General features: G+C 33.3%; 12 protein-coding genes. 8 read left to right on the top strand and 4 right to left on the bottom strand.

Annotated features, from left to right (window positions below; genetic code table 11):
* Window positions 1-5 precede the first annotated feature (5 nt).
* The 8 genes from E0409_RS14200 to E0409_RS14165 all read left to right on the top strand — a co-directional run bounded on the left by E0409_RS14200 (window position 6) and on the right by E0409_RS14165 (window position 14,137).
* Window positions 6-2,498, top strand: coding sequence for an AAA family ATPase (locus E0409_RS14200; protein WP_131291883.1), 2,493 nt, complete (start codon window positions 6-8; stop codon window positions 2,496-2,498).
* Window positions 2,495-4,333: a hypothetical protein gene (locus E0409_RS14195; protein WP_131291881.1), complete on the top strand. Its 1,839-nt coding sequence runs from the start codon at window positions 2,495-2,497 to the stop codon at window positions 4,331-4,333. The genes E0409_RS14200 and E0409_RS14195 overlap by 4 nt, the downstream gene beginning before the upstream one ends.
* A gap of 131 nt (window positions 4,334-4,464) precedes the next feature.
* Entirely contained in the window at window positions 4,465-7,806 is a 3,342-nt protein-coding gene (locus tag E0409_RS14190) for a type I restriction endonuclease subunit R (RefSeq protein WP_131291880.1), read from the top strand.
* Window positions 7,807-7,861: 55 nt separating this feature from the next.
* Window positions 7,862-9,439, top strand: a complete 1,578-nt coding sequence (locus E0409_RS14185) for a type I restriction-modification system subunit M (protein ID WP_131291878.1) — start codon at window positions 7,862-7,864, stop codon at window positions 9,437-9,439.
* Complete coding sequence (locus E0409_RS14180) at window positions 9,436-10,632, top strand: restriction endonuclease subunit S (protein ID WP_131291876.1); 1,197 nt, start codon at window positions 9,436-9,438, stop codon at window positions 10,630-10,632. Before E0409_RS14185 ends, E0409_RS14180 begins: the two co-directional genes overlap by 4 nt.
* On the top strand, window positions 10,568-12,829 hold the full coding sequence (locus E0409_RS14175; RefSeq protein ID WP_131291873.1) for an AAA family ATPase: 2,262 nt from the start codon (window positions 10,568-10,570) through the stop codon (window positions 12,827-12,829). Before E0409_RS14180 ends, E0409_RS14175 begins: the two co-directional genes overlap by 65 nt.
* On the top strand, window positions 12,829-13,764 hold the full coding sequence (locus tag E0409_RS14170; RefSeq protein WP_131291871.1) for a hypothetical protein: 936 nt from the start codon (window positions 12,829-12,831) through the stop codon (window positions 13,762-13,764). The genes E0409_RS14175 and E0409_RS14170 overlap by 1 nt, the downstream gene beginning before the upstream one ends.
* A gap of 1 nt (window position 13,765) precedes the next feature.
* Window positions 13,766-14,137, top strand: coding sequence for a hypothetical protein (locus E0409_RS14165; protein ID WP_131291869.1), 372 nt, complete (start codon window positions 13,766-13,768; stop codon window positions 14,135-14,137).
* Between the two features lie 243 nt (window positions 14,138-14,380).
* On the opposite strand, the gene E0409_RS14160 is transcribed toward E0409_RS14165, so the two are convergent.
* From E0409_RS14160 to E0409_RS14145, 4 genes are read right to left on the bottom strand one after another with little or no spacing between them, the layout of a single operon-like run.
* Window positions 14,381-15,640, bottom strand: coding sequence for a TniQ family protein (locus tag E0409_RS14160; RefSeq protein ID WP_131291867.1), 1,260 nt, complete (start codon window positions 15,638-15,640; stop codon window positions 14,381-14,383).
* Window positions 15,641-15,648: 8 nt separating this feature from the next.
* The gene (locus tag E0409_RS14155; RefSeq protein WP_131291865.1) at window positions 15,649-16,602 is read right to left on the bottom strand and encodes a TniB family NTP-binding protein; all 954 of its coding nucleotides are present in this window, start codon (window positions 16,600-16,602) and stop codon (window positions 15,649-15,651) included.
* A complete protein-coding gene (locus E0409_RS14150; RefSeq protein WP_131291863.1) occupies window positions 16,595-18,520 on the bottom strand; it encodes a TnsB C-terminal domain-containing protein in 1,926 nt (641 codons plus the stop codon). The genes E0409_RS14155 and E0409_RS14150 overlap by 8 nt, the downstream gene beginning before the upstream one ends.
* The gene (locus E0409_RS14145) at window positions 18,517-19,230 is read right to left on the bottom strand and encodes a PDDEXK family nuclease (RefSeq protein ID WP_131291861.1); all 714 of its coding nucleotides are present in this window, start codon (window positions 19,228-19,230) and stop codon (window positions 18,517-18,519) included. The genes E0409_RS14150 and E0409_RS14145 overlap by 4 nt, the downstream gene beginning before the upstream one ends.
* Window positions 19,231-20,125: the final 895 nt, after the last annotated feature.

Below are 20,125 nucleotides of genomic sequence, written 5' to 3'. Positions count from 1 at the left end.
TTTAAATGGCAAAAGCATCAAAAAAAACAAATCGTTATCAGAATACGGGTATTCCTTCTACTCAAGTGGATATGAAAGAAAAAGTGTCTATTTCACCCTTATTTCAGCAAGTGACAGGTGTTGTTGTTGATAAAGAGAAAGAAGAACTATTGGCGCGTGACGAACAATTGCGTCAAGAAGTGAAAGATGCACTGCAAAAATTAGAATCGGCTATAGAAGAAAAACGCCTTATAAAAGCGGATTATGAAGAAAAAGTAAAGCTACTTGCGGATGAAGATGAGCACTTGATGATACAAGAGAATCGTCTTCAAAAACATGAACAAGTACTAAAACAACTTGAGATTGATGTAGAGTTTAAAAAAACTGAACTTTTGGAAGAAAATAAAAAAATTGCATCTGAAAAATCAGCTCTAAAATCTGACCAATTAAAGTTACAAGAGCAGTTAACTGAGTTAGCAGAACTTAAAGCAAATGCTGAGCTAGGCTTTGCTATAGAAAAGCAAAAGGCCTTAGAAGATAAGCGAGAGGAATTAGACCGTCTACAAACTGAAGCTCTAGAAAAATTATCACACACTGCACAGCGCTTAGCAGACCAAGAAAAAAATATACTTGAACGTGAGGAAAGCTTACTTATCAAAGAAGCTGAAGCAATTGCAGGTTTTATGAGTGAAAAGAAAGTAATACTCAATCAACAGCTAGCTGAAATCCAAGCATTACAAAATGAGTGGATAAAAGAAAAAGAGCAACAGGAACAAGAATTAGCTCAGGCTAAGCATGAAATTGTTGTGAAGCAAGTTGAAATAGAACAAGCACAAAATCAGCTGAAAAATGACAAAGATCAGTTTGAAGCAACGATTGAAGCGATGAGAAATAGTATTCAACGTGAATTTAGTGTGCAGATCACCAAATTAAAATCATCTAATGAAAGTTTGGAACACAGTCATAATCAGGCTTTAGATGAAATTGATACCTTAACAGGAAAATTACAGCAATATGCCGACTTGGAAAGACAACTTGAAGGTCAGGGTGTAATTGAAATTCAAGAAGAATTGACTGCTTTACGTGAAAGAAATCGTGAACTACGAATTAAATTAAGTGAGCGAACAGAAGAAGGCTTGGAAGAAGAAAATGAGCGATTAGAAGAAAAATGCGATGACTTAGAGTCACAAGTTTTTGAGCTTCGTCAAAGAAATAATGATTTAGAAAATGAACTCAATAACTCACGATTGAGTGTCATGGCTAAACAGCATCTACAACAAGAAAAGCGGGTTTTAGAAGAGCACAAACGCGTTCTAGATACAAGTATTGGCCAATTACGGACACAGATTGATGACCTAGTAGAGAAGCAACAAGGTGAGTTACCCTTCAAGAGTCTGAGTGAAATGGATCAGATCTATAGAAGTGAGGCAAGAGGACTGCAAGTTGTCCCAGAGCTTCAGCGATTTGTATCAATCATGCAGTCGAATATTGCAAAACAGAAGTTTTATTACAGTCTAAAAGATATCCGTTTATTCATTGCTGGTTTAGCTATGAGTAAGCTTCATTTGCTCCAAGGTATTTCTGGAACGGGTAAAACAAGTTTAGCTCGTGCATTTGCTAAAGCGATAAATAATGCGACAGGTGAAGGACAAGAGAAACAGTACTGTGAAATTGTTCGAGTGCAAGCAGGATGGCGTGATCGTGAAGATTTATTAGGTCATTTTAATGCTTTTGAAAAACGTTTTTATACTAAAGAAGCTTTACAAGCATTGTACCGTGCCCAACAGCCAAAATTCAAAGATACTTTACAAATCATTCTGTTAGATGAAATGAATTTATCGCAGCCGGAACAATATTTTGCGGATTTCCTATCACTCATGGAAACTCCAGATCGTGCTGAAATTAATTTATTGGATAGCGCGAATGAAAAAGCCCCTGAGTTATTTATTAATAAACGCGCCATTAAAATTCCACAGAACGTTTGGTTTATTGGTACAGCCAATCATGATGAAACCACAAAAGAGTTTGCCGACAAAACTTACGATCGTGCCCATGTGATGGAAGTCAAACGTAGTGAAGAAGAGGTTGATATCACTTATGCAAACACCGAACAGTATTCATTTACGTCATTGATTCAAAGCTTCGAACAAGCTCAACACAAACATAAAGCAGTCGTGAAAAATATCTTCGCCCAATTACAAAATAGTCTGCTTGAAGATGCTTTGAAAGCAGTCAGTGTCAGTTGGGGGAATCGTTTAGAACGTCAAGCTTATAGTTTCATTCCTGTATATATCGAAATGGGGGGCTCAGTATCTGAAGCACTTGATCATTTATTTGCAACGAAGGTTTTCCGTAAGGGTAAAGTAACCGGTCGCTATGATACTCGTGCAGAGAAAATTGAAGATATCATTTCATGTTTACAAGATGCTTGGCAGGATCTTGGATTGGCAGGTGAAAAGCCTGTAATAAGCTTAGAGTTACTGAATCAAGATGTTGAGCGTTTAAAAGGTAATCTATGAAACTAATAGATCGACTCACTCAACAATTTTTAGCGGCGGAGGAACTATTGCATGTTGATGCAATAGTTCCTGAACGCTATGTATTAGCTACCGATTGGGAACTTCAGTCTTTAACTCTTCCGAAATTCAGTTTTTTATTTGCTGATGGAGGCTCTATTCGACTGAACTCAAGTAAAAATTTACATACGCATACGCCTGAGATAACGCTGACCATTGCTGAATCAATTCAATATATAGGGGAGCTTGTCCGAGAATGTTGTATTCGTGAGTCTTTTCACGATTTACCAAATCCGCTTGTACCAAATAGTGTGTTTGATTCGGAAACCCAATTAAAGCCTTTAGAGGAAATGCTGCAAGAGGTCATAGAAAAAGGGCATTTGCATCATATTGCCTATAATCCTCGTATGGATATGCGCTATGACGAAGAACTCGTTGATGTCAGTCGTGCGAAAAAAATTTCAAATAATGCTCACCGTTATTTGGCTGGACATTCTGAAACGTGGCAGCAACGCAGTTTGGTCGGGATTAGACCGAAGAAAGTACTTGCGAAAGTGAGTGATGACGAACTACTTATCTATGAAAATAAGGTGTTTGCACAATTGCTTGATAAGTTGAGATTTTATATTGCGTCGCGTCTAAATGATTTAGTACAACAGCAATCTAATTTACAAGCAGCTTTAAATTTAGGTGATTCATCAGAAACGTATTATAAGTTGAGAAATGAGCTATGTGAACTTTGGGCAGATAATCTTACAGCAGATGAAACAGAAAATATCCTCTCTCAACTAGAAGAAACCATTCTCTATAATCAGCAGTTGTTGTCGACCATTAAGACACTGCAATCATCTGGTTTATATGTACAAATCCCACCACCACATCGAAAAGTAGCCGATCAGCTACATAAAACCAATATTTTAAATTATGATCAACATTATCGACATTTAAATCGCTTATGGGCGACTTTGTACGAACAGAAAAATAAAACACCAAGTTTTAAGGAAAAGCTAGAAGCTTATTGGAGTTTTCAGCTTCATTATGTTGAGGAATATAGCTTACTCATTATTTTACAGGCTTTCTCTAGCTTGGGCTTTCACATTTCAAAATCGCTCGATCCAAGTGTTTATTATTCCTTGAAAAGGGGAAATATAAGTTGTGTTTTAAAATTTGATGCAGAATTGAAAATTTGGAAAATTACCTCACCGCATGACACATTAAATATTGTACCAATCGCCAACGATAGCCATGAGAATATTTTGGATGAGTTAAAGCATAATCCAAATCTTGTTATTTTTTCATTAGGTATTCAAGATACATTTAAGGAATGCGATAGATTCGTATGGACGAATCCGTTTAATTTTGAGGCTATTGAAAAATTTATCGTTATTGTCTTGGGATGGATTTATAAGCCTCTTTTGCAATCATATTCAAAAAAATTGAACTTAGGTAGAGTACCTCAATCAGTTAAAAATGAACTGGAGCTACATGCTTATATTGTAAACAAAGAAGATGAACTGCAATTGGTGAATGTGCTTAATTCTCAGCAGTTAAGTTCTTTAGAATCAGCTTGTTACGCTGCAAATACAGAGAATATTTACCGTGTGATTCGAGAGCAGCATGATCATTACTTAAATTTCACGAACTGTCCTGTGTGTTTATCTAAGGCTGAATTTGAACCTCGAATATCAAATCAAACTTTTATTGCGGAATGTACTCATCCTGAGTGTGGTGTGAGTTATAAGTTAATCAGTAGTGGTAGTCAGGATAAAGAATTTTATTTACAGGCTGCCGGAGATTGGGTGAAAGGTGGAAGATGGAATTTAAATTTCAAGATTTGATTCTGCTCTCAAATGAAGATTGTTAAATTCAGATCTTATTTTGAACAATATAGGCTGCTTAGGATTGTATATAGCAGCTTATATTACTAAGCTATTGACTTTATATAAATAAATTATAATTGAGGGCTGTGATGCAATCTCAGAATTTCGAGTTTCTAAGAGAAAACTATCCACTTTTGGCAGATTTAGGCGCGCTTGCGGAAGCTGTGATTTATACAGATCCAGGCAGTACAACCACGCGGTTGCGCTCTTTTGCAGAAGAGGTGGTGAAGTCAATTTATGAGTTCGAATCATTGCCCCGTATAGCAAAAGCAAATTTTGCAGATCTACTCTTTGCTTCGGATTTTCAAAATAGTATTACACCGTCGCTGCTGTATAAATTCGATTACTTACGCCAACAAGGTAACTTGACGGCGCATGGGGCTTTGGGGAGCCAAAAAACAGCTTTTGCCTGCTTAGGTACAGCCTTTGGGATTGGGCAATATCTGATGGTGAACTATCAGAAAGTACCTCATGAAGCTCTACCTACGTTTAAAAATATTGAAAAAAATTCTGCGACTGAAAAAGAGCTCAGTTTACAGTATGAAGAGAATCAAAAATTAAGAGAAGAATTAGATAAAGAGCGTTTAAAGAATCTCAAAATAGAAAAAATCAGTACCGAACTCGCTCAACAAAAACGTGCGAGAAGTACCGATGTCGCCCACAGTTTACAGTGGAATGAAGAAAAGACGCGTAAATTTATCATTGATAATATGGTGTTAACTGCTGGTTGGGACATTACTGATACTCAACAGGTTCAGCTTGAATTTCCTGTAGATATGAGAGATGGGAAAAAAGGCTTTGTTGACTATGTGTTTTTTGATTTAGAGGGTCAACCTATTGCGGTTTTAGAGGCTAAAAAAGCCAGTGTTAGTGTGCATCAGGGCCGAGAACAAGCACGACAATATGCAGATGCCTTGGAGGATATGGGCTATAAGCGTCCAGTTATTTTTTATAGTAATGGCTATGAAACTTATATTTGGGACGATGCGCGATATAGTAGCTACCGCCAAATTTATGGTTTTTATAGCCGTGATAGCTTGGCAAATTTACGTTTTCAACATCAATATGCCAATAAAGAATTAGAGCGCAATAATCCAGATTTATCCATTGTTGAGCGTCCGTATCAAATTGAAGCCATTAAAACCTTAAGTCGTAAATTCCAAGATCAAGGTCGTAAAGCTTTAATCATTCAAGCCACGGGTACGGGTAAAACTCGTGTAGCAATTGCCTTATCGGAATTACTTATTCGTGAACATTGGGCGCAGCGTATTTTATTTTTATGTGATCGTCGGGAACTACGTAAGCAAGCAGATGATGCCTTTAAGGACTTCTTGAGAAGTGAGCCTCGTTGTGTGATTGGTGAAACCAATAAAGTACCCACTGATTCTCGTATTTATATTGCGACTTATCCAGGTATGATGAATCGCTTTGCCCAGTTCGATGTGGGTTTCTTTGATCTAATCATTGCCGATGAAAGTCACCGCAGTATTTATAATCGTTATAAAGATTTATTTGACTACTTTGATGCACTGCAAGTGGGTTTGACTGCTACACCTGTGAAATTTATCAGTCGTAACACGTTTAAAATGTTTGACTGTCATGATACGCAACCGACTTTTGAATTTGGACTAGATAAAGCCATTGAAAATGAACCACCGTACTTGGTTCCATTTAAAGTCAAAGATGTGACGACGGAATTTTTACGTGATGGCATCCACTATAACCAATTGTCTGCAGAGCAACAGAAACAGCTTGAGGATGATTTAGGTGAAGATGTTGCTAAACAAACCACCATTAAAGGCAGTCAAATTGGTAAGAAGATTTTTAGTGAGTCCACAGATACATATATTTTAGAAAATCTGATGGAAAACGGCATCAAAGATGCCAACGGCAGTTTGATTGGTAAAACGATTATCTTTGCTCAGCGTCAGGACCATGCTGAACATCTAGAAAAACTGTTTTGTAAGCTTTACCCTCAGCATGGTGCACGGGTATGTAAGGTCATTCACAACAAGATTCATAAAGTAGATAGTCTCATTACTGAGTTTAAAGAACCTAATAATGATTTCCGAATTGCCATCTCGGTGGATATGCTCGATACAGGCATTGATGTCCCACAAGTTGTAAATTTGGTTTTTGCTAAACCTGTCATGTCATGGGTGAAATTCTGGCAAATGATTGGTCGTGGTACACGTCTTTGTGAAAATTTATTTGGTCCAGGCAAGGATAAAAAAGAATTTTTGATTTTCGATCATTATGGCAACTTTAAATATTTTGAAGAGAAATATGAAGAGCCTGAAGATGTTAAATCGGTTTCGTTATTGCAGTCGACTTTCCTTGCTCGATTGAATTTTGCTAAAGCCGCTTTAGTTCATAGTGACATTGATGGTTTTGAGATTGCAACTCATCTACTTGCCGCTGATATCAATGATTTGCCGAATGACAGCATATCGGTCAAAAAACATTTGCGAATTGTACATCAGTTACAACAAACCCAGTTGATTAAAGAGTTTAGTGCTGCCACACAACATATTTTATTGGACAAAATTGTACCCTTAATGGATGCACGTGTACTGAAAGAAAAAGAGGCAATTGCATTTGATAAGCTGATTGCACAGACTCAAGAGAGTTTGATTCGCAAATCTAGCTCATATGAAACCTATAAAGCACAAGTGCTGACAGAAATTTCATCGCTGGCTGTAAATATTCAGGCGGTTCGACAAAAGGCAGAGCTGATTAAGGCAGTGCAAACCAATGCCTATTGGTCAGATATTACAGTAAGTACACTAGAGCAACTGCGTTTAGAACTGCGTTTATTGATGCAGTTTAAGCAAGCAGGGAACACAACAGGTGGTGCTTGGGACACGCCAACGACGACAACTCAAGATGGTGAAGTTCAAATCATTGAGAAAGATATTAAACTCAGCAACAACGAAGCAATGTTGTACCGTAAAAAGCTGAAAGAAATCCTAGATCAAATGATTGAAGGCAACACTGTTTTGCAAAAAATCCGTCAGCAACAACCAGTCGAAGAAGGTGAATTACAGATGCTCACTTCGACTGTATTGTCTGAACATCCGAACATTGAAATTGACGTGCTAAACAAGTTTTATGGTCGTACAGCAGCCGAATTGCATTTAACTATTCAAGAGATTGTTGGTTTAGATCCTAAGGCGGTGGAGCAACACTTTAGAGATTTTTTATACAATCATCCGCAATTGACTGCTCGACAAGTGCAATTTTTAAATTTATTGCAAGCTTACATTTCTCAAAATGGCGGCATCATTATTGATAAATTATATGAAGCACCATTTACTGGGGTACATCCTGCAAGCTTAGATGGTCTGTTTACACCAGATGATGTAACAGATTTAATCCATGTGATGAAACCCTTTGTTAAAAAACAACCACCTGAGCAGCGTATTGCTTAATATAAAACACCTGCTCGATTAAACTAATGAAAACTTTGCTGTTATTGGAATTGCTATGCTAACTGGATCTATTCGAAACGATATTGATAAACTTTGGGAAAAATTTTGGACCGGAGGCATTACCAATCCTTTAACAGTCATTGAGCAAATCAGTTACCTGATGTTTGCACGTATGTTGGATATGCAAGAAGACGTTGCAGATAATAAAGCAGCCAAAGGTTTGACGGTTACAGGTCGTTTATTTCCACAAACACCAGAAGGTCAGTTATTACGTTGGAAAAACTTTAAAAATTTAAGTGGTAAAGAATTACATCAGCATTTAAAAAGCAAAGTTTTTCCATTTTTTGCAGAGTTAGGTAGCAAAAAGACCACTGAGCAAGGTTTTAGTAGCATCAGCGAATACATGCAAGATGCCGATTTAGAAATTAAAAATGAATCGGTATTGGTGTCTGCGGTGAAGATGGTTGATCAATTGCCATTGATTCAAAGCGATGTCAAAGGTGATATCTACGAGTATTTACTCAGTAAACTCACCACCGCAGGCATTAATGGTCAATTCCGTACACCACGCCATATCATTGATACCATGATTGAGATCATGGATCCGCAACCAACGGAAAACGTATGCGACCCTGCTTGTGGTACAGCCGGATTTTTAGCCCGTACCCGTGAATATTTAAACCGCCAACATTCAAGTGAATTTGGCGTGATACCGGATGAAGATGGCAATCTAAACTATTTAGGTGATTTGCTTACGCCATATATGGATCATATCAATCACGATATGTTCTGGGGCTTCGACTTTGACAGTACCATGCTGCGTGTATCAAGTATGAATATGGCATTACATGGTGTGACCAATGCCAATATTTTGTACCAAGACAGTTTAAACAAGTCGATTAAAGAGCATTATCCACAGCAAGAAGAAAACTTCTTTGATGTAATTTTGGCAAACCCACCATTTAAAGGCAGTTTGGATGAATCCAACATTAATCCGCCTTTACTTAAAATGGTGAAAACCAAGAAAACTGAACTTTTATTTGTGGCGCATATTTTACGTGCCTTAAAGCTGGGCGGTCGTGCGGCAGTCATTGTGCCTGATGGTGTTTTATTTGGTTCTTCTACGGCGCACCAACAACTGCGTAAGACGATGATTGAAAACAACCAACTTGAGGGCATTATCAGCTTACCAAGTGGTGTGTTTAAGCCTTATGCCGGTGTAAGTACTGCAATTCTATTATTCACCAAAGGTGGTTCGACTGAGCGTGTTTGGTTCTATGACGTTCAGGCAGATGGTTATTCTTTAGATGATAAACGTACCCCACTCAGTGGTGAGGGTTCGAATGACTTACCCGATGTGGTTGCTCAGTGGAAAGCATATCGTAAGCTTGTGTTAAATAATGCTTCTGCTGAGGAAATTGAAACAGCGTTTGGAGATAAGTCGAAAAAAGCCTTTGTGGTTGATGCCAAGGATATTATTGCCAATAAGTTTGATTTTTCGATTAACCGTTATAAAGAAGTAGTATATGAAACGGTTGAATATGCAGACCCAAAAACTATTTTGGCTGAACTGAAACAGTTAGAAAATGAAATTCTTCAAGGTATGAATGAGCTTGAGGAGTTAATTAAGTGAAATTCGTTGAATTAAGAGAGGTTGCTGAATTCATTCGTGGAATAACATATAAGCCAGATGAGTTAGTTGAAAATTTTTCTGAAAACTCTGCGGTTTGTATGCGTACAGCAAATGTTCAAAAAAACCTAGATGAATCGAATCTTTTATCTGTTCCTACGACATTGATTAAAAATGATCAAAAATATTTATTAGAAGGTGATATTTTAGTATCAACAGCGAATAGTTGGAATTTAGTAGGTAAATGCAGTTGGGTACATAACCTCGATTATAAAGCAACAGCAGGTGGATTTATTGCAATTCTTCGTGCTAATGGCGAAATGATTAATCCAAGATATCTTTATCATTGGTTTAATTCTGAGCCAATTCAAATTCAAGCACGTAATTGTGGTAGACAGACAACAAATATATCTAATATGGATATTGATAGATGTTTATCTATCAAAATTTACTTACCGTCATTAGAAGAACAACGCCGAATTGCTTCAATCCTAGATAAAGCCGATGAAATCCGCCAAAAACGTCAGCAGGCGATTGCAAAATTGGATAAGCTTTTACAGGCAACGTTTTTGAATAAATTTTCTAGTAAAAACTTTAAACCTGTCATGGTTCAAGATTTATTAGAAACTGAAAAAAGCATGAGAACTGGGCCGTTTGGCAGTCAATTACTGCATAGTGAGTTTGTTGACGAAGGGATCGCTGTTCTTGGTATTGATAACGCTGTAAAAAATCAATTCCAATGGGGGAAGCCTAGATTTATTACTGAACAGAAATATAAAATGCTGAGTCGATATACAGTAAAACCTAATGATGTACTTATTACAATTATGGGAACTTGTGGCAGATGTGCTGTTGTTCCTGAAGATATTCCGTTAGCAATAAATACTAAGCACTTATGTTGTATCACATTAGATAAAACTAAATGTGAGCCAGAGTTTTTACATTCATATTTTTTAATGCATCCAACTGCTCGTAATTACCTTGAATCTCGAGCAAAAGGAGCAATTATGGATGGTTTAAATATGGGAATTATCAAAGAACTTCCTGTTGAATTGCCTCCTTTAGAAGATCAGAAGGCATTTGTGAAGTTTAAAAAGGCGATTCTTTCCCAAAAACAACTTATGGATCTAGATGCTGAAAAAATTGATCAAATGTTTGGATCATTACAGCAAAAAGCATTTAGTCGCACACTTTAAAAAATATTTAAATGGTAGAGTAATGAAAATAACCAAAATCTCGCTAACAAACTTTCGTGCATTTAAGCAAACTCAAACCATTGAGTTTGCTCCTGTGACTTTACTTTTTGGTCCAAACAGTGTGGGAAAAAGCACCGTACTCAAAGCATTGTTCTATGTACAGCAAATCCTGTCTAAAGGGCAGTGCAATCCAATGTACCTGGATGCTTTGAATAAAAAGTATATTGGTGGCTTTGAAAACCTGGTGCATAAGCGAGATCTAGATACCAATATCACTCTTAAGATTGAATACGATAAGGGCGATGCTATTGGGAGTAGTTACGTTCACTTAGCCGACTTATTAGGCGATGTAATTGATCTACAAATGAGTAGTCCAATTATTGATGCTAATAAGGTTGCTATTGAATTTGAAATTAGCTGGTCAAAATTTGAAAAAAATGCCTATATTAAAACCTACAAAATCTGGTTTGATGAAAGTCTGATTGCTGAGGTCAGCAGTACGTCTGGTTCTAAACAAGCCTTTATTACAGCTTTAAATTATGCTCATAAGTTACTGCAACCCCATAATCAAGCAGAATGGTTTGAAGCAGAAAAAGAACTAGGAGGAGAAATTCATCCATTCTTAGATGGCTTTGATGCCGAGGAATATCATAAAGACAATGATTATGAGCCTTCAGAAGCAAAATTAAATGAACTTTGTGCTGAGGAAGATACTCCTTTCATCATATATACGGAACAAGGCTTCTTAAGTCAATTTCATGCGATTTTGAATGAAGAAGCAGACGGATTCTTATCTAATAATATCATGTTAATGGAGAATGGTTTTGTATCAACTCATCAGCCAATAGGTATTGAGATTCTACATGGAGCATTACCTAAGTTAGGTCAAAAACTCAAGACAATATTAGAGTTGGAAGACCCTAAGCTCACAGAAGTTATCAATGAGATTTTGTCGGATGTCATCGTAGCGCCTTTAGATAATCTACTGTCCATTTTGAATCACAGTCTTTGTATTGGGCCAATTCGAAAAATTATTGATGCAAACTATCAACCACTACCTTATGTAGAGCAGTCGGATTGGTATGATGGTAGTGCTGCATGGAGTAATCTTTTAAAGACAGAAATCGCCGACTTACAAAAGATTAATAGCTGGATGCTAGATGAAGACAAGCTGAATTTGGGTTACGGATTAACAATGAAACTTCAAAGTAATATTGTTAAATTTAAGGACTTAGATGAGATTGTTAATTCCACAAATTTATTCGCAGAATTGTATGAAGATACACAAACGAATAATGAAGCCCTAGATACATTTTTAGGCATGTTTGAAAAAGTATTGAAAGGTAGTACAACATCTAAAGCGTTAATGAAATTGATGTTTTCAATCACAAATAAAGATTATTCAAGTTTTGAAAGTAATATTTCTGCAATTAAAGAAGCCGGAGATGATTTTGTAGATTATTTCTTAAGTAATTTGAATTTGATTAAAGATTTTAGAAAACTTAAAAATTCAAAACCAAATGAGCTGAAAGATAAAATATCTATTTTATTGGATCATACTAATAAAGCATTGAAAAGAAAAATTATTTTAGACAACGATAGAAGGATGTTAAAGAAATTAAAGAAATATTTAGAAGATCACTTACTTAGTTCAGAATTCAATTTGGTCGAACTAGATGATCAAGTTAGAATATTAATGGAAGATTTTGGGATTTATAAAAGAGAAAATCTCAAAAAAGAAAGTATGACATATTCTATTTGGGACGTTGATAACAATATTCCAGTTTTACCAAATGAAATTGGCACTGGTGTATCTCAGCTAATGCCTTTAATTGTGGCTGCCATTACACAAAAGGGTGGTTTAGTTGCATGTGAACAACCCGAGCTTCATTTACACCCACGAGTACAAGTTGCTATTGGTGATCTGTTAAGTCAAAACACTGAACATGTAAATTATTTGATTGAAACGCACAGTGAACATTTGATTTTACGACTCAGAAAACGTATTAGACAGAATACTGATAATGAAGTTCCAGTCGGACTAAAGGCTTTTAGTCATAATAAGGTGATCATTAACTATTTAGAGCCTTCGAAAGATGGTGTGAAAGTTAGGCGAATCCGTATGGATGAAGATGGAGAGTTTAGAGACCCATGGCCAAATGGTTTCTTCCATGAAAGATTGGACGAGGCTCTGTAATGATTTATGAATATGCTTTAGATCCAAAAGTGATAATACAATGGTTAGAAAATGAAAACCTTTTAAATTGGCTTAAAAGTATAAATGGTATTGGTATTGGTACACCTCGTTTTATAAGTACATTTCCAAACCAAAAAAAACGTAAATTTATTAAAGGATTAGCTAAACTAAAAGATGGTATAAGTGATCAAAAGGTTCTAGAGCGTTTAGATTGCTTTTGTGAATATTTAGATAAAGCAGGTATGCTAGAACGTCTTGGAGAATCTGCTCAAATTAATGCTAATGAATGGCATGAAAGAGTTATATATGAACATAATTTAAATCCTTTTAAGGCCATTGTCACTCAGAACAAACTTGCAATTACAGACTGGCTTCCACCTGACAATATTTTTTTTTCGAATCTTTGGAATGTACCTTCACAAGTAAGTTTCAATAGAACACATGATGATTTTCTAAAAATAATTTCTCAATTTGTCGTTTCTAGTTCAAAGGATTTAATTATTATCGATGCTTATTGTTGGAAGGACAATGCTATAAACGTGATTAAAAGCCTTTTAAATTTATTTGAACACAAAAAAAATCCATCATATCCCTCTGTGAAAATTTATTATAAAGAAAACAGACAAGATAGTTCTCCAAGCCCTGAATATATTAAAAATCAACTGCTATTAGGCTTGAATAATACTGCTAAAGCTCTTGAAATAACTATCTGTCAAATTAAAGAAACAGATCAAAGTGATGCTTTCCATAATCGTTATATCTTAAATGAGTTAGGTGGAATCCAGTTAGGGCATGGTTTAGATTTATCAGGAAAAGAACATCATACAGATGAAGCCACATTGTTAGTGCATGATGTCTATATGAAGAGACTGGATCAGTTTTATTATCCAGATAAATTTGAAATTTTAGATAAAGTTGAATTTGGGGGTAAGTAATATGGCTATTGATAAAAGTTTTTGGTTTGTTATCAAAGATCAGCAACTGGGAGAAATTAAAAAGTATCCTTGGTTACGCAGAGTAAAAGATCAAGGTTATAAAACAGCATTCTGGATTCACTCTTCTAATGATGAAGTTGGTAAGCGCATGACAAATGCTATTGCAGTTGAAAATATAGAGGATCTCATTAAGGAAGTTTTCCTTAACAAACATTATGTATGGTTAAATACGGATGAATCCAAAAATAAACAAGGCTTATTTGTATTGAACGGTGATAGCTTTATTAGTTGGGGTGCTGAACCAAAGTATGAAGCTTTAATCAAAAGCTATCTGGTAATCCTCCCTAAAAATCCAATGATGCCAGTGCATTAAACGGTCTAAATTAAGGGGCAAGGAAGTTTTATTTAAAACATCAAGTCGTATACTTGTTAGGCCTTCATAACGATTATTTCGGTATGACTGTTCATCCCTTACTCCTAAATGCTGAGCAAGGGAAAGGTGTAACCAGAGACTCTGTATGTTCTCATTTTCTATAGCATAAGAAAAGACAAAGTTAATAACCAATTTGTCCAGGATAAACTTTTTTTTGTTTAAATTAAGTTTTGCCAATAGTAATTAGTACGAACTTATTGAAAAACCAATTATTTCCTCTAACTCAAAATTATCAATTTTTATTTTCCAGAATACATCTTCATAATTAAAATTATAAAGCCTTAACGGTGTAGTTAATAATGTATCAAAAATAATTAATTTAATATTATCAGGTAAGTCAATATAATAAGTAAAATCTTTATTAATGTCTTTTTTGCTAATTTTTTTAGATAGTTTCTGACAGAAAAAAATAAAATCATTTAAATATATTTCATTAGATTCATTTAATTCAACTAAATTAGTTGAAACAAATAAAAATATTGAACTATAGTCAATATTATTAATTATTTTTGAAAAATTATTCAAATCTAAGGAGATCTCTTTGTCAAAATTTATTCTCCTTTTATCACCAGTAAGAAAATAAAACAATTCAATCTCATAGTTATTCATAATTCTTTCAATTATGTTAATATTTACATATTTAGATAAGGTTCTTTTGATAATTAATCCATCTTCAGAAAGATTTCTTATCAGTTTGATGATTTTAAAAATATATAAGAAATAATCATACTCAATCACACTATTACTATGATGTTTTAAGTTAATTTGAATAAATATTTTTCTAATTTCATTCCTTATAATATATTCTGGATTTAATAAAAAATTAACACATCCCATAAGAGCATTATATAAATATTTTATAGAATGCATCACCTTATTGCTTGATCGATAATCCATCAAATTATGGGAGTACAAATAATCATAAATTATAAAAAGGTTGTTTTTGTTGTTTATATCCTTATGATTTATAATATATTTATCAATATTTAAATAAATTGGAGTTTTACAGAAAAAACAAATTTCTAATTTTTTGGTTTCCCATTTTAACAATTTATCACAATGTGGACATCTACTAATATATGGAATTGAATGAATAGAACACATAGTATTCCTTTTATACCATCCAATAGGGATGTAATCTCTTTCCAAGAGACAAAGTGGGCAAACTATGAGATATTCAACAGAATAATATTCATTATTTTTCTTATTAAGACATAGCTTATCTATCTCTAAATATGTGAGTTCAGTAAAATTAGAAAAAATATTTTTATTAAAATCTCCTTTGACAATATTTATTTTTTTAGTATTTTCACCAAAAATTATCTTAATTAGCGAGATTACAGATGGATACCCATTATATTTTTTTAATCTTAGTAAATAACTTAAAATAAACTCATCTTCTTTAGGAAAAGGAAGAATAAGAAATTTTTTATTAGTTATCATTATAAATATTACCTAAACTCTTTAATCTTTGTTGAAATACTTGCCATATCTAGTTTAAATGGATTACCTCTTATTTTAGTAACATATGAAGTAATACCCTGATTCCAAGCCATAATAAAATTATCAATAGTTACAATGTATTCACCTTTGTTAATTACTTGAAATAAACAATTTTCAATAAGCAACATAAGATAAGCATGGTAGCCACTAGTTGCAATATAAATCTGCAATGCTAATAATTGGCTGGTCAATGAAGGTTCAAAACTTATATTTAAATTTTTCTCTATATTTAAAGTGATTTGTTGTAAAAATGCATGCAATGTTCCAAATTCATTTATTTGATTGATTTTTAGAGGATTTAATATAAAAGTTTGCGAGAATCTACGAGCAAGTTGACTATCAATCTTGAGAAGTGATTCAAATTCAGGAAGTCCTACTAAACAAAAACATATACCTGTTTCATTTACTAATGTCTTTATCCAGTTGCATACAACTGTATTCATACGCTTAGTTGATGTTTGCAAATCAAATAAATGATGAAATTCATCTAAAAATATTAGCTTTGTTTCACATGCTTTTAATAAGGTAACGAGTCTATAATTTAACTGGGTAGTATTACCAGCGAAAGGAGCAGGATCATGTAGTGCACTTAACATTGCACTAGCTACTGATTTCACCGTAGCAGGAGAAGGTATTTCTATATAGAAGACAGGTACAATTAATTTTTTTATATTATTTTCAATTTTATTTGTAATTGGATGTTTTTTCACAATTGTTTTACAAAGCGTTGTCTTACCTAATCCACCTTTTGAGATTAGCAAACAACCAAATGGCTGCTTATAAAATTCAGTCTTTTCTGCACATAAAAGAATTCCTTCGTAGGCAGTTTCAAATTCATGAGAGACTATTACAAGTCTCATAATTTTTCTAATGTTATTTAAAATATCGTGACTATTATTCATCATCAAACTCCAAAGTAGTAAAAGCTGAACTAGTTTCAGTACTTCTTTGAATATTATTCTCACAATTTGGCTGTACTCTTTCTTGGGGAGTAATAGAAGAAATTGGAAGATTATCAACTGTTTTCATTTCAGTATCACAATTGCTAAATTGCACAGTCTCAAGTCTTTCTCTTAAGTGAAGGGGTATTTGAATTTGTACTTGATTTCCTTTCCTTTTATTTAGCTTCATATCTGACTGAATTCGTGCGTACAATCTCCAGCGAGCATAGTCAACTGCAAAGATACCTAACTTTTCTCGGTCAGTATTTGACATCTCTTTTTTTTCTTCTTGTATTAATTTATGTTCATGAAGTGTTAAATTTTTTGTATAAATTAGATCAGTTGAATCAGCTAAAATATAATTATTTTTATCAAAGGGATCTTGAATATAAACAGTTTCTAAATTTGTCTCATCAATCATTACAGTGACAGTAGATATACCTTGAGCCTTAAATGTAGCGAGTACATGCGATTTATATGTAAGAGAAGAAAATTTTACCTGTCCATGATTTATATTTCTTGTGACTGCCTTACGTGTAATAATATTAATATAATATAAAGAAAGGAGATGGGGAGGAGATATTTTTATTGAATCTTGCCATAAAAGTATAGGAGCTCGACCTGTTTCTGAGTGGATACTTTTATGATATATCTCATTAATCCACTCATCTATATAAGATTCTATATTTTCTAAAGTCGCTCTGGCATTTTTTTTAGAATCATAATCACCCCTTTTTGTAGGGTTTGAAAATGTTGTTCCTCTTATTTTTTGAATTAAGTTATTTGTAATTGTTCCGAAAAATCTTTCAATTTTTGCCTTATCATCTGGAGTCCGATTTTGCGCTGGTTGAATTGTAATACCGAGTTCATTACAAACACGACTAAATGTACTATTTTTAAACTCCACTCCATTATCAGGTATGATTAAACTTGGAACGCCTCCTGGAAGACCGGTATGTGGACGTTCAAGCATATCTCTAAATACTGCTAATGTACTAGATGTATTGACAGGAAACATACTTAAATAAAAACCAACTATACAGCGACTATAGGTATCAATAGCACAACTTAAAAATGGTCGGCCTATAACTTCTTTATATTCTGAATCTATAACTACTATATCTAAGTAATGTGTATCAATTTCTACAGCAGCCATTAAAAATGGACTATTTTTCTTATGGCCAGCTGCTTTAAATGTTTTATTAGCAATCCTAGTTCCCTTTTTTGCCTTTGTTACTATATAAGGATCTAATTGTTGAATTCTTCGCTGTATAGTACGTAATGAAGGACATAAATGAACACTTATGTCTTGTTCAAGCATTTTTGCTCTTATATAAGCAATAACATCAGTACTATTTCTATTTTCTTTAGGATCTAAAAAAACTTCTTTAATTCCACTTACTATTAAGCTTTCTACTATGGGTGTAAAACGCATGTATTTATTTCCAGGTCTTAACTTATTTAAAGAAAATAAATATTTATCATTATCTAAATATAATTTTGTCCAACGCATTACTGTGCGAGGAGATGGGGGAGTAGGGTCATTAATTCGTTTTGATAATTCTGTAATTACTTTGTAGACTTCTTTTTTTGAATAAAGATGATTATTTTTGTATAAAACACTTTTAATATATTCCTGCTTCCTCATTAAATTATCAGTTTTTTCTTTAGGTAAAATTTCTTTAGCTGAGCTATCAGCTACTTCTATTTCACCTAGATTATATTTTTCACAGAATTTTTCGACACTAATTATAAAGTTTTTTCCACCTAATATAGATGAATATCGCAATGTACCATTATGAATAAAGACTATTTCAAATAATGATCCATTTAAAGAAAACCTAAGACCAATTTTTGGTACTAATAGTTCAGTATTCATAACAACTCCATATTCTTAATGGATCTCCTTGATCCAACAAAAGAAGGAGTGGGTATATATCTATAAAAAATTAAATAGTCACCTAACTCACGCGGTAAGTTATTCTTTTCAAGGCCTTCATAAATTTCATTCAATACTTGAACATTAAGTTTGGAAATGACTTCTAGAGCTTCTTGGATTTGAAAGTTTGGCCATGAAAGTGTTTTGTTACGATGATAAAAATATAAGGTTGTAAGTAGTTCATATTCATTATTTATAAATAAATCCAATCTATCAATAATTTTAAAATTAATATTTAAATGATCCAGAATATGCTCTACTTGTTGATAACGCTCAATATCATCTGGCTTTAGATATAGCTTGTTTGGTTTTACCTCATGAACCTCAATATTTTCATTATTATATTTTATTAAAAAATCTGGATATACAGATTGAAATTCATTTAAAGCAATTTTTAATGCTTGAGTTCGATAGTGCTTAACATTAATATTTCTTTCTAATTCAAGTGCATATGCTAATTCCAAGTTGCTTTCAAGAGAGATCATTCCACCATTTTTTTTACTAGAAAATAATGATGTACGTTTATTGACACTTCCTTGTTGAATTTTCCTCATCCCAATAAATCTCCCTCCAATATCTGGCTCAGAGGAGAAAGCAAATTTTACTTGCTCATCAATACTTAATTTATGGAAATTTATATTTTTATTCATATTTAATCTCCGATTTAATCCAAAAAAATAATAAAAGTACCAATTAAATTTATAATTTAAAGTTATTTATAAGTTACCAGAATTTTTATTAAAAAACACACTTGTAAGAATGTTTAATTAAATAAAATCCAAAAAAATAACATAAACAGAAAGTATGGATAAGATATTGTTTTTAAACAAATTCATTTCAATATTATTAAATGATTATAATAATATTTTTAAATAATATTATTTATTTTGTATTGGATAAATGAATCAAAAAAATAAAGGTTAAATTATTTTAAAAATCTATTTAACAAGATGACATAAATATTTACTCTTATGTAAAAAGCTAATAATCTTAAATTTTTTTAAAAATATAAAACCTGAATTATATTCGTTCGAAAATTACTGCATGAGTCTATAATTATTTTAATAATATTTATAAAGTAAGAAAAAATAGTGAAAAAAATAAATCATCAAACTTTAATTTTGACATATTTTGTTTCTTTTAATTTTAGAAAATAGGTATGATTAATAAAATTTGAAGAATAAAGAAGTCGGCTATAAATCTTCCAAATTAATATTGATCAATATTATAAGAAAAACTTAATACATAATTTTAGATAAAATCTCTAAGAAGACATGTTAAGTGCATGGAGTGTTTAATTTTTTTAATGACATTACATGTGTCGTAAATGTCAACTTATCTGTCGCGTGAAGGAGAAACCGGACATTTCTATTTTGGGCTTACAATTAATGTTATTCACCAATTAAAATGTCTATGCGATAAACCATTTAAAATGTCCTGTTTTTAACCACAAGAGTCAAGCACAGGATTTAAATTTCTTTGTTCAATAACAGCTTTCTGAGCTTTACGACTCGGCATACTTTTCTTGGATCTAGAACGTTTATT

Origin of the sequence: Acinetobacter sp. ANC 4862, assembly GCF_004336635.1 — a bacterium.
In the GTDB taxonomy this organism is placed as follows: domain Bacteria; phylum Pseudomonadota; class Gammaproteobacteria; order Pseudomonadales; family Moraxellaceae; genus Acinetobacter.
Note: the sequence above shows the minus strand (reverse complement) of the source record. Positions and strands in the feature narration are given on the sequence as shown.

What these genes read in the sequence shown, in the direction of transcription:
- E0409_RS14195 (WP_131291881.1), top strand. Translation starts at nt 2,495, where the DNA reads ATGAAACTAATAGATCGACTCACTCAACAATTTTTAGCGGCGGAGGAA.
- E0409_RS14200 (WP_131291883.1), top strand. Translation starts at nt 6, where the DNA reads ATGGCAAAAGCATCAAAAAAAACAAATCGTTATCAGAATACGGGTATT.
- E0409_RS14160 (WP_131291867.1), bottom strand. Translation starts at nt 15,640, where the DNA reads ATGATAACTAATAAAAAATTTCTTATTCTTCCTTTTCCTAAAGAAGAT.
- E0409_RS14170 (WP_131291871.1), top strand. Translation starts at nt 12,829, where the DNA reads ATGATTTATGAATATGCTTTAGATCCAAAAGTGATAATACAATGGTTA.
- E0409_RS14145 (WP_131291861.1), bottom strand. Translation starts at nt 19,230, where the DNA reads ATGAATAAAAATATAAATTTCCATAAATTAAGTATTGATGAGCAAGTA.
- E0409_RS14155 (WP_131291865.1), bottom strand. Translation starts at nt 16,602, where the DNA reads ATGAATAATAGTCACGATATTTTAAATAACATTAGAAAAATTATGAGA.
- E0409_RS14175 (WP_131291873.1), top strand. Translation starts at nt 10,568, where the DNA reads ATGCTGAAAAAATTGATCAAATGTTTGGATCATTACAGCAAAAAGCAT.
- E0409_RS14165 (WP_131291869.1), top strand. Translation starts at nt 13,766, where the DNA reads ATGGCTATTGATAAAAGTTTTTGGTTTGTTATCAAAGATCAGCAACTG.
- E0409_RS14185 (WP_131291878.1), top strand. Translation starts at nt 7,862, where the DNA reads ATGCTAACTGGATCTATTCGAAACGATATTGATAAACTTTGGGAAAAA.
- E0409_RS14190 (WP_131291880.1), top strand. Translation starts at nt 4,465, where the DNA reads ATGCAATCTCAGAATTTCGAGTTTCTAAGAGAAAACTATCCACTTTTG.
- E0409_RS14150 (WP_131291863.1), bottom strand. Translation starts at nt 18,520, where the DNA reads ATGAATACTGAACTATTAGTACCAAAAATTGGTCTTAGGTTTTCTTTA.